This window comes from Rhizobacter sp. P2_H2 (assembly GCF_056403375.1).
This window is the reverse complement of sequence record NZ_JBFUFP010000097.1, coordinates 1-10,189: the sequence shown is the minus strand read 5'-3', so window position 1 is coordinate 10,189 and position 10,189 is coordinate 1. Positions and strand designations below refer to the sequence as shown.

The following is a 10,189-nucleotide window of genomic DNA, read 5'->3' as shown; positions in this document are numbered from 1 at the left end:
GCCCTGCCCCAGTTCGTCGTGCAGCTCGCGGGCCAGCGCCAGCCGTTCGCTCTCCTGCACCGCGATCAGCTGGCGCGCCAACTCCTGGTTGTGCATCAGCAGCTCGCGGGCCTGCGCCTCGGCCTGTTCGCGCAGCGCGAGCTGCGCGCGGGCGTCGCGCGCGCGGCGCAGCGCATACCAGGCCAGGCCACCGGCCAGCACCGTCAGGCTGAAGGGCAGCTCGTCGGCCTGCCAGTGCTCGTGCGGCAGCGCCCAGCGCTGCACGCGCTCGCTCAGTTCAAAAAACGACGCCAGGCCGTAGCTCGCCAGCGTCGTGAGCACGACGACGGCGGCATCGCCGAGGGAACGACGCTCAGCTGCCGCCACGCGTCAGGCCCATGCGTTCGACGATGAGCCCCTCCTTGATGAACTGCTGGCGGCAGACCTCGGCGTAGTCCGCCGGGCCGAGGTAGTCGATCAGCTGGTCGTACTTGGCCAGCTCCTGGATGAACAGCGGGTCGAACATCGCCTTCCTGAACGCATCGTGCAGCACCGTGACCACCTCGGCCGGCAGCCCGCGCGGCCCGCCCAGACCCCAGGGCGACATCGCGACGATGTCGTGGCCCAGTTCGCGCAGCGTCGGCACCTGCGGCCAGCGCTTCGAGCGCTCCGCGGCAAAGGTGGCAAGCAGCCGCAGCCGGCCCGAATCGACGAAGGGCCCGAAGCCGGTGGAGTTGACGCCGGCCATCACCTGGCCGTTGTCGACCGCGATCATCTGCTCCGAGGTGCCCTTGTACGGCACGTGGATGTACTTCAGGCCGCGCGCGGTGAACAGCTCCTCCAGCACCACGTGCGGCGTGGTGCCGACACCATTGGTCGCGATGGTCAGCCGGCCCGGGTTCTGGCGCGCGTAGGCGAACAGGTCGGCGAGCTTGCGGAACCTGCTGGACGCGCTGACCAGCACGCCGAAGGTGACGCCCGAGACCTGGATGATCGGCGTCACGTCGCGGATCGGGTCCCACAGCACCTTCTGCGTGTGCACCGCGCGGAAGATCGGCTGCGGCAGCTGCGCGATCGTGTAGCCGTCGGGCTCGGCCTGCTGCAGCACCGGCATGGCCAGCGTGCCGCCGGCGCCGCCGCGGTTCTCGGTGATCACCGGCTGCCCCAGGTGGTGCGAGGCCAGCTCGGCCAGCAGGCGCAGCGAGATGTCGGTCGCGCCGCCGGCCGGCCACGGGATCCACAGCGCGATCGGGCGCGACGGGTATGGCGACTGCGCACGCGCCAGCGGCCACGCGCCGAGCGCGGCGGCGCTGCCGATCAAGCGGCGGCGGGTGACGGTCATGCCGGCCCCCCACCCCGTTTGGCGAGACCACCGAAGCCGCGCTGCGGGTCGTAGCCCCAGCACGCGACGGCAAAGAACACGACCAGGCAGCCCAGCACCACCCACGGTGCGGCGCCCGGGTCCTTGCCGTACAGCGCGAAGCGGATCCACTCCACCGCGTGCGTGAACGGGTTGAAGCGCGCCGCCTGGTACACCCACCCGGCGCCCGACTCCTGCAGCTTCCACAGCGGGTAGAGCGCGGTCGACAGGAAGTACATCGGAAAGATCACGAAGTTCATCGTGCCGGCGAAGTTCTCCAGCTGCTTGATGTGCACCGACAGCAGCAGGCCCAGCGCCCCCAGCATCAGCGCGCCGCACACCAGCGCGAGCAGCGCATGCAGGCCGGCCCACGAGAACAGCGGCAGCTCGGTGCCCAGCAGCATCGCCACCACCACGAAGGCCAGCGCCTGCAGCACCGACAGCAGCGCGGTCGCGCACAGCTTGCAGAACAGCAGCCACGCGCGCGGCAGCGGCGCGGTGAGCAGCAGGCGCATCAGGCCCATCTCGCGGTCGTAGACCATCGCCAGCGACGACTGCATGCCGTTGAACAGCAGCACCATGCCGACCAGGCCCGGCGCGATGTAGACGTCGTACGGGATGTACGTGTCATACGGCTCGACGATCGCGACGCCGAACACGTTGCGGAACCCGGCAGCGAACACGGCCAGCCACAGCAGCGGCCGCACCAGCGCCGAGACCAGCCGGCCGGTCTGCTGCGAGAACTTGAACAGCTCGCGCACGACGATCGCCTGCAGTGCCTGCAGGGCATGCGCGATGCCGTGGCGCGCCGCCGGCCCGGCCTCTGCGAGGACAGGAGGCGTCACAGGTTTCACCGCGTCGCTTTGCATAGCTTCTCCGGGGCATCGGCGCCCAAGGTGTCCAGCACGTCGGTCGGATGCAACAGCCCCTCGATCGGCGCCTGTGCGATCACGCCCTGCCCGTCAGTCAGCAGCATCGACTGGCGCAGCTGCCCGTCCCACGGCCGGAAGCTCAGGCTGCCGCCCTTCGAACCGTCGACCGGCGTCGCAGCCAGCGCCTTCGCCCACGCGGCGTTCGGCCCCTTCGGTTCGGCGGCGGCGATCGCGATCAAGGCCTTGCCGCCCATCCAGGCGRCCCAGTCGTGGTCGGTCATCGGCCGCTTCACCGCCTTCGCGAAGCGGCGCGACACCTGGGGCGCCCCGTAGCGCTCGAACTGCGCATGCCAGGCCAGCGCCACCAGCCCGGCGTCGCCGACCACCGGCCGCGGCAGCACGATGCGGTACGGCAGGCTGCGCGCGAACTCGCCGTTGCTGTCGACCACCCACACCGCGTCGTAGGCGGTGCCGGCGGTCAGCAGCAGCGGGTTGGCGAGGTCGCGCTCGCGCGGGTCGGCAGAGAGCTTGTAGGGCTTGGTCGCGACCACCTGCAGCCCGTAGCGCTTGATCGAGGCCTGCGCGGTGGCCGCGCGCAGCTGGTCCTGCGGCGTGCTGCCGACCAGCAGCAGCAGCTTGCTCCATTTGCGCGACACCAGCGTCTGTGCGAGCGCGTCGGCGCGCATGCGCTCGCTGGGGATCAGGTGGAACAGCCGCGCGCGGCAATCCTGCTGGCGCAGCCGGTCGGCGGCGTCGCCCAGGTTCAGCACCGGCAGCTTCACCGCGTCGGCCACCGCCAGCGTGGCGTCGGTGCCCAGGTCGGTCAGCACGATGGCCGCGCCGGCCTTCTCGGCCGCCTGCGCGGCGGCGCGCGCGGCGTCGGGCGTGTCGGCATTCACCACGCTCAGCGCCACCGCGGCGCCGGCCGCCTCGAGCTCGAACCTGCCCTCGTCCAGCGCCACCTGCAGCCCGTCGGCGGCCGGCCCACCGGTGTGGCCCAGGTAGGCGCGCTCCAGCCGCGAGCGTTCCAGCCGCAGGTCGTCGCCCGGCACGATCAGCGTGGCCTTCAGCGTGGCGGCTGCGGCGGTCGACGCGGTGGCAGCGCACAACATCAGCGTGACAAGGCTGCAGGCCAGGCCGCGTGTCATTCGACGATCGCCACGCCGTACGGGACGCGGCCCACCGGGATGCTCTTGATCGCCTTGGCGCCCGCCACGTCGACCACGGTCACGTCATCGCTCAGCCCGTTGACGACGAACAGCCGGGCCTCGGCCTTGTCGATCGCCACGTTCCAGGCACGCTTGCCCACCAGCACCAGGTTCGTGGTCTTGCGGCTCGCCACGTCGATGAAGGCGACGTGGTTGGCCTTGCCCAGCGCAACGAAGGCGCGCTTGCCGTCGCGCGACATCAGGATGCCGACCGGCGTGATGTCGGTCGCGCGGGCGCCCTTCACTTCCAGCGGGATGGTGGCGGTGACGGTGTGCGTGGCCGTCGCGATGATGCTGATGCTTGCGCCCAGTTCGTTGGTCACCCACAGCTCCTTGCCGTCGGGCGTGAGCGCCATGCGGCGGGGCCGCTTGCCGACCTTCACGTTGCTGGTGATCTTCGCGCTGGCCACGTCGATCACGTGGATCAGGCTCGCGACCTCGGAGGTCACGTACAGCGTCTTGCCGTCGGCGCTGACCTTCACGCCCTCGGGTTCCTGGCCGACCTTGATCGATTGCAGCTTCCTGCCGCTGGCGGCGTCGATGAAGCTGGCCTCGCCGGCGTCCTCGTTCGACACGTAGACGGTCTTGCCGTCGGGCGAGAGATCGAACGCCTCCGGCTCGTCGCCCAGCGGCACGCGGCGCAGCGACTTGCCGGTGGCCGGGTCGATCACGTCGGCCGCGTTGGCGTCGGTGCAGGCCACCATGATCTTGCGATCGGGCGTGAGCTGGATGTGCCGGCCGCGCTTGCAGGTGGGCACGGTGCCCTTCACCGTCAGCGTCGCGAGGTCGATCACCGTCAGCGCATCGTCCTTCTCGCTCGACACGTAGGCGGTGCCCTGCGCCGATGCGGCAGTGCAGCAAGCGATCAGCGCCCAGGCGGCGCCAAGGTGGCGGCAAAGAGATCCCATTCGCCCTGAGCTTGTCGAAGGGTGAGACTGAGCCTGCCGAAGGCCCTGCGCGCGCCGGGCACAACCCTTCGACGGACGGGACTTCGACTGGCTCAGTCCCTGCTCAGGGCGAACGGTGGGGGGTGTGAGGTTCATCAGGCCGTGCGGGCAATGAATCCCGCCTCCAGGGTCGGTTCTCCGAGCGCGCTCGTCACCTCGGCCGGCGAGCCATCGGCCAGCAGCGTGCCGCGGTGCAGCACCAGCACGCGGTCGGCGGCCACCGCTTCCTCGACCCAGTGCGTCGCCCACAGCACGCAGACGCCGCGCTCCTGCACGTCGCTGCGCAGGGCCGCCAGCAGGTCCTGGCGGGATTTCGGGTCGAGCCCGACGGTCGCCTCGTCCATCAGCATCACCGCCGGGTGGTGCAGGCCGGCGCGCACCAGCTCGACCTTGCGGCGGTTGCCGCCCGACAGCTCGCGCACCTTGCGGTCGAGCTCGCCACCCAGGCCCAGCCGCGCGCAGCCGGCATCGATGCGCTCGCGCGCCAGCCGGCGCGGCAGGCCGTGCAGGTCGGCCTGGAACAGCAGGTTGCGGCGCACGCTGAGGTCAAGGTCGAGCGAGATCTGCTGGAACACGACGCCGATCTGGCGCAGCGCCGAGGCGGCCGCACGGCGCAGCGAATGGCCGGCCACCTCGACCTCGCCTTCGTCGGCCGCGAACAGGCCGGTCAGCAGCTGGAACAAGGTCGACTTGCCGGCGCCGTTCGGGCCCAGCAGCGCGACGAACTGTCCTGCCCCGACGCTCAGCGACAACGACTTGAGCGCGGCGCGATCGCCATAGCGCTTCGTCAGGCCGGTGGTCCGCAGCATCGTCGAGGGGTGCGTCGCGAGGGTCATGAAGCAGGAATACAGCAATACGCGGGCCCACGCCATGCTGCAGTGCAACGCCATCGCGCCCCCGGGCGTTGATCCATCTCCGTCACGCCGCGGCGCGGCCCTGAAACACTCTGTGCCGAACGTGGATGCCACGAATTCGGCGCAAGGTGTCAGCGCGATTTCAATTCCGGAACATCACCGTCACGGGCGCGGAGCGAAACCTGGGTTTTCCCTCTTCGGGCAATCCCTGGAGGGCGCATGGGCGCAAAACTTGCGGTTGGAGTCCTTTGCCGAGTTCCGTGGGTCGCTGGGTTGGTGGGTTCTCGCGACCGGACTCTGCTCACTTCATAAAACAGGAGACTTCGATGCGAAATTCCGGTCAGTCAAGGTGGCGCATCTGGCGTCATTTGGGCATGGTGTTGCTTGCTCTGCCGCCGTTGGCAATGGCCAATGCAGACGTGGAGAAGAACATCGCGAACTCCAAGAACTGGGCGATGCAGGCTGGTGACATGTACAACCAGCGCTACAGCAAGCTCAACCAGATCAACACCGGCAACGTCGGCAAGCTGCAGGTCGCGTGGACCTTCTCCACCGGCGTGCTGCGCGGCCACGAGGGCTCGCCGCTCGTGATCGACGGCACCATGTACCTGCACTCGCCGTTCCCGAACAAGGTCTTCGCGATCGACCTCGACAGCCAGAAGATCCTCTGGAAGTACGAGCCGAAGCAGGACCCGGCGGTGATCCCGCAGATGTGCTGCGACACCGTGAACCGCGGGCTGGCCTATGCCGAAGGCAAGATCATCCTGCAGCAGGCCGACAGCATGCTGCTCGCGCTCGACGCCAAGACCGGCAAGGTCGTGTGGAGCGTGAAGAACGGCGACCCGAAGCTGGGTGCGGTGAACACCAATGCGCCGCACATCTTCAAGGACAAGGTCATCACCGGCATCAGCGGTGGCGAATGGGGCGTGCGCGGCTTCATCGCGGCCTACAACCTGAAGGACGGCAAGCTGGCCTGGAAGGGCTACAGCGTCGGCCCCGACGCCGAGATGCTGGTCGACCCCGACAAGACCATGACCTGGACCAACGGCGCGATGGCGCCGGTGGGCAAGGATTCGTCGGTCAAGACCTGGAAGGGCGACCAGTGGAAGACCGGCGGCGGCACCACCTGGGGCTGGTACAGCTACGACAAGGCGCTGAACCTGATGTACTACGGCACCGGCAACCCGTCGACCTGGAATCCGTCGCAGCGGCCGGGCGACAACAAGTGGTCGATGACCATCTTCGCGCGTGACGTCGACACCGGCATGGCCAAGTGGGTCTACCAGATGACGCCGTTCGACGAGTGGGACTTCGACGGCATCAACGAGATGATCCTGGCCGACATCGACGTGAAGGGCAAGCCGACCAAGGCGCTGGTGCACTTCGACCGCAACGGCTTCGCCTACACGATGGACCGCGTGACGGGTGCGCTGCTGGTCGCCGAAAAGTACGACCCGCAGGTCAACTGGGCCACCCACGTCGACATGAAGACGGGCCGCCCGCAGGTCGTCTCCAAGTACTCGACCGCGCAGAACGGGGCGGACGTCAACACCAAGGGCATCTGCCCGGCGGCACTCGGCAGCAAGGACCAGCAGCCTGCCGCCTACGACCCCGAGACCAAGCTCTTCTACGTGCCGACCAACCACGTCTGCATGGATTACGAGCCGTTCAAGGTCGAGTACACCGCCGGCCAGCCGTATGTCGGCGCCACGCTGTCGATGTTCCCGGCCCCGGGCAGCCACGGCGGCATGGGCAACTACATCACCTGGAATGCCGGCACCGGCAAGATCGTGCAGAGCCATGCCGAGAAGTTCTCGGTCTGGAGCGGCGCGCTCAACACCGCCGGCGGGCTCAGCTGCTACGGCACGCTGGAGGGCTACCTGAAGTGCGTGGACAAGAAGGACATCAACAAGGAGCTCTTCAAGTTCAAGACGCCCTCCGGGATCATCGGCAACGTGTTCAGCTATGAGCACAAGGGCAAGCAGTACATCGGCGTGTTCTCGGGCATCGGCGGCTGGGCCGGCATCGGCATGGCCGCAGGCCTCGAGAAGGACCAGGATGGCCTGGGCGCCGTCGGCGGCTACAAGGAACTGGCCCAGTACACCGAACTGGGTGGTTCGTTGACGGTGTTTGCCCTGCCGAACTGATCGGCAGGAATCGAACCCAAGAAGCAAGAAGAAGAATCGAGACAACCTGGGAACAGGGATGGCACCCCGGGGGATGCCATCCCACTCTCTTGACGGTGGATGATTCGATGAAATTGAAGCAGTGTGTCTTTGCCGTGCTGGCATGCCTCACCGTGAGCGTGCTGGCCGACGACAAACCCTATACCGTGGTCGACGGCTACAAGGTCGACGCCAAGACCATGGAAGGCTTCCGGACCTGGCGCGCCGCTGCATGCGACCGCTGCCACGGCGCCAACCAGGAGGGCCTGGTCGGGCCTTCGCTGATCAACAGCCTGAAGACGCTGAGCCAGGACGAGTTCGTCAAGACCGTCACCGAAGGCCGCCTGCCCAAGGGCATGCCGAGCTTCGGCGAAAGCCAGCAGGTGAAGGAACACATCAACGACCTGTATGCCTACCTGAAGGGACGGTCCGACGGCGCCATCACGCGCGCCAAGGTCGAGCCGGCCAAATGAACAACACCACCCGCACGTCCGTGGTGGCTCGGGCGCTGGCGCTGGCCTGGGGGGTCGTGGCCGCGTGCCCGCCCGCCGCCGCGCAGGACGCCGACAAGCCGCCGCCGCGCCAGGCGCTGCGCGTGTGCCAGGACCCGAACAACCTGCCGTTCTCCAACGTCGCGGGCGCGGGCATCGAGAACCGCATCGCCGAGGTGTTCGGCAAGGCGCTCGGGCTGCCGGTCGAGTACTACTCGTTCCCGCAGCGCATGGCCTTCATCCGCAACACCCTGCGCTACAAGCTGCCGGGGCAGGACTACCCGTGCGACATCGTGATGGGCGTGCCGGTCGGCTACGACCAGGTGTCGGTGACCAAGCCCTACTACCGCTCCACCTATGCGCTCGTGTTCCCACAGGGCCAGGGCCTGGACCAGGTGAAGTCGGGCGACGACTTCCTGAAGCTCGACCCGGCCCGCCTGGGCAAGCTGCGCATCGGCGTCTACGACCGCTCGCCGGCCTCGGACTGGCTGAGCCTGCACCGCCTGGTCGAGCGCGGCGTGCCCTACCCGATGATGAACGCCGACCCACAGCAGTACCCGGGCGAGATCATCGAGAAGGACCTCGCGGCCGGCAAGATCGACGCGGCCATCGTGTGGGGGCCGATCGCGGGTTACTTCGCGCAGCGCGTCAAGTCGCCGCGGCTCACCGTGGTGCCGCTGAAATCGGAGCCCGGCGTGCGCTTCGACTACGAGATGGCGATGGGCGTGCGCTACGGCGAGCGCGAGTGGAAGCAGAAGGTCGAGGGCCTGATCGATTCGCAGCAGGCGGCGATCCAGGCCATCCTGAAGGACTACGGCGTGCCGGTCGTCGACGAATCCTTCAGCGTCAAAGACCCCGCGCCCGGCAAGCCGGCGCGCTGAGGTGAACACCGCTGCACTCTGGGTGGCGCTGGCGGCGATGCTGCCGTCCACCGGCTTCGCGGCCCAGGACTTCTCCGCGGCCGAGCAGGCGATCTTCCTGGCCGACCAGCTGTCCACCCTGCAGCCGCCGTCGACGCTGCGCTACAGCTTCCGCAAGGCCGGCAGCCTGGAGGGCGGCTTCGACGACAGCGTGGTGCTGTCGTTCAGCAAGCAGGCCGACGGCAGCTGCTGCGCGTCGAAGGGCGAGTTCCTGAGCGGCCCGCGCCGGCTCGCCCTGCCCGACGTCGAGAACGCGAAGGCCAACCCGGTGATCCTGTATTTCCTGGAGCACGACATCCGCGAGATGCACCGGCTGACGCAGGGCCCGGAGAACTACTTCCGCAAGCGCATCCGCATGACGGTCTACCAGGGCGCGACGGTCGCACCGGCCTCGTTCCGCTACCGCGGCAAGACCGTCGCGGGCCGCGAGGTCTCGTTCAAGCCCTACCGGGACGACCCGAACCGCTACCGCTACGAGAAGCTGGCCGACAAGGAATACCGCTTCCTGTTGTCGGATGCGGTACCGGGCGGCGTGCTGGGCATCCGCACCCGGATCGCGGCGGCCACGGCCGATGCGCCGCCGCTGCTCACCGAAGAACTGATGATCGAAGGGGCCACACCATGATGAACCCGCTGCACCGCCTGCTGTGCCTGTCCGCCCTGCCCTGGCTGCTGGCCCCTGTTGCCGCCGCGGCGAACGACTTCCCCACGTCGGAGCGCGTGATCTACGTGCAGGAGTGCATGCGCACGCACCCCGGCCCGCACTTCGAGATGATCAACAAGTGCTCGTGCGCCATCGACGCGATGGCCGGCGAGGTGCCGTACGACGACTACGTCGGCATGATCACGGTGGTCAACGCGATGTCGATCGGCGGCGAGCGCGGCGGCGCGCTGCGCGACAACGAATCCGTCAAGCCGCAGATCAAGCGCTACCGCGAGCTGGAAACCAAGGTGCACAAGGCGTGCTTCATCAACGACGCCAGGTAGCCGCGGCGGCGCTGCTGGCGGGCCTGGCAGGCTTCGCGGGCGGCAGCTTCGCGGCCCCCTTCGCCTGGATCACCAACCAGGGCAGCAACGACGTGTCGGTGATCGACCTCGCGTCGCAGCAGGTGGTGGCCACGGTGGACGTCGGCCGTTCGCCGGCCGGCGTGGTGGCGGCCTCGCGCGCCGGCCGGGTGTTCGTCTCCAACCCCGACAGCCGCGACATCTCGGTCATCGACATGCGCGCGCAGCGCGTCGTCGGCACGCTGGCGGCCGGCGACGGGCCGGTGGGCATCGATGCCTCGCCGGACGGCCGGCTGCTGTTCGCGGCCGACTGGTATGCCAACCGGCTGATGGTGTTCGATGCGGCCGGCAGCGGCTCGCAGCGGGCGCCGCTCGCCCGCATCGAGGT

12 protein-coding genes and 1 pseudogene are annotated in these 10,189 nt (G+C 68.6%); 7 read left to right on the top strand and 6 right to left on the bottom strand.

Going from position 1 to position 10,189, the window contains the following annotated elements; genetic code table 11:
• From AC1D15_RS08660 to AC1D15_RS08635, 6 genes and pseudogenes are all read right to left on the bottom strand, one after another.
• Positions 1 to 366 (bottom strand): annotated as a pseudogene (locus AC1D15_RS08660) (two-component sensor histidine kinase); the annotation flags it as partial.
• Complete coding sequence (locus tag AC1D15_RS08655) at positions 353 to 1,321, bottom strand: Bug family tripartite tricarboxylate transporter substrate binding protein (protein ID WP_477825660.1); 969 nt, start codon at positions 1,319 to 1,321, stop codon at positions 353 to 355. The pseudogene AC1D15_RS08660 and the gene AC1D15_RS08655, both read right to left, overlap by 14 nt.
• On the bottom strand, positions 1,318 to 2,184 hold the full coding sequence (locus AC1D15_RS08650; RefSeq protein WP_477825661.1) for an ABC transporter permease: 867 nt from the start codon (positions 2,182 to 2,184) through the stop codon (positions 1,318 to 1,320). Before AC1D15_RS08650 ends, AC1D15_RS08655 begins: the two co-directional genes overlap by 4 nt.
• Positions 2,185 to 2,189: 5 nt before the next feature.
• The gene (locus AC1D15_RS08645; protein WP_477825659.1) at positions 2,190 to 3,359 is read right to left on the bottom strand and encodes an ABC transporter substrate-binding protein; all 1,170 of its coding nucleotides are present in this window, start codon (positions 3,357 to 3,359) and stop codon (positions 2,190 to 2,192) included.
• Positions 3,356 to 4,327, bottom strand: a complete 972-nt coding sequence (locus AC1D15_RS08640) for a PQQ-dependent catabolism-associated beta-propeller protein (protein WP_477825658.1) — start codon at positions 4,325 to 4,327, stop codon at positions 3,356 to 3,358. Before AC1D15_RS08640 ends, AC1D15_RS08645 begins: the two co-directional genes overlap by 4 nt.
• 134 nt (positions 4,328 to 4,461) lie before the next feature.
• Positions 4,462 to 5,175, bottom strand: a complete 714-nt coding sequence (locus tag AC1D15_RS08635; RefSeq protein WP_047502800.1) for an ABC transporter ATP-binding protein — start codon at positions 5,173 to 5,175, stop codon at positions 4,462 to 4,464.
• Positions 5,176 to 5,200: 25 nt separating this feature from the next.
• Here AC1D15_RS08635 and AC1D15_RS08630 point away from each other — a divergent pair, with 25 nt between their 5' ends.
• The 7 genes from AC1D15_RS08630 to AC1D15_RS08600 all read left to right on the top strand — a co-directional run.
• Positions 5,201 to 5,689, top strand: coding sequence for a hypothetical protein (locus tag AC1D15_RS08630; RefSeq protein ID WP_477825657.1), 489 nt, complete (start codon positions 5,201 to 5,203; stop codon positions 5,687 to 5,689).
• Positions 5,625 to 7,367 carry a PQQ-dependent ethylene glycol dehydrogenase XoxF gene (xoxF, locus tag AC1D15_RS08625; RefSeq protein WP_465112243.1) on the top strand — a complete coding sequence of 581 codons (1,743 nt, stop codon included), beginning with the start codon at positions 5,625 to 5,627 and terminating at the stop codon, positions 7,365 to 7,367. The genes AC1D15_RS08630 and xoxF overlap by 65 nt, the downstream gene beginning before the upstream one ends.
• A gap of 107 nt (positions 7,368 to 7,474) precedes the next feature.
• Positions 7,475 to 7,858, top strand: a complete 384-nt coding sequence (locus AC1D15_RS08620; protein WP_047502797.1) for a c-type cytochrome — start codon at positions 7,475 to 7,477, stop codon at positions 7,856 to 7,858.
• Entirely contained in the window at positions 7,855 to 8,757 is a 903-nt protein-coding gene (locus tag AC1D15_RS08615) for a substrate-binding domain-containing protein (protein ID WP_082004199.1), read from the top strand. The genes AC1D15_RS08620 and AC1D15_RS08615 overlap by 4 nt, the downstream gene beginning before the upstream one ends.
• Before the next feature lies 1 nt (position 8,758).
• Positions 8,759 to 9,421, top strand: a complete 663-nt coding sequence (locus AC1D15_RS08610) for a hypothetical protein (RefSeq protein WP_477825656.1) — start codon at positions 8,759 to 8,761, stop codon at positions 9,419 to 9,421.
• Positions 9,418 to 9,783 (top strand): hypothetical protein, encoded by a 366-nt coding sequence (locus AC1D15_RS08605; protein ID WP_477825655.1) that lies wholly within the window; start codon positions 9,418 to 9,420, stop codon positions 9,781 to 9,783. The genes AC1D15_RS08610 and AC1D15_RS08605 overlap by 4 nt, the downstream gene beginning before the upstream one ends.
• A partial coding sequence (locus AC1D15_RS08600) for a YncE family protein (protein ID WP_477825654.1) occupies positions 9,759 to 10,189 on the top strand: 431 nt, incomplete at its 3' end. The genes AC1D15_RS08605 and AC1D15_RS08600, both read left to right, overlap by 25 nt.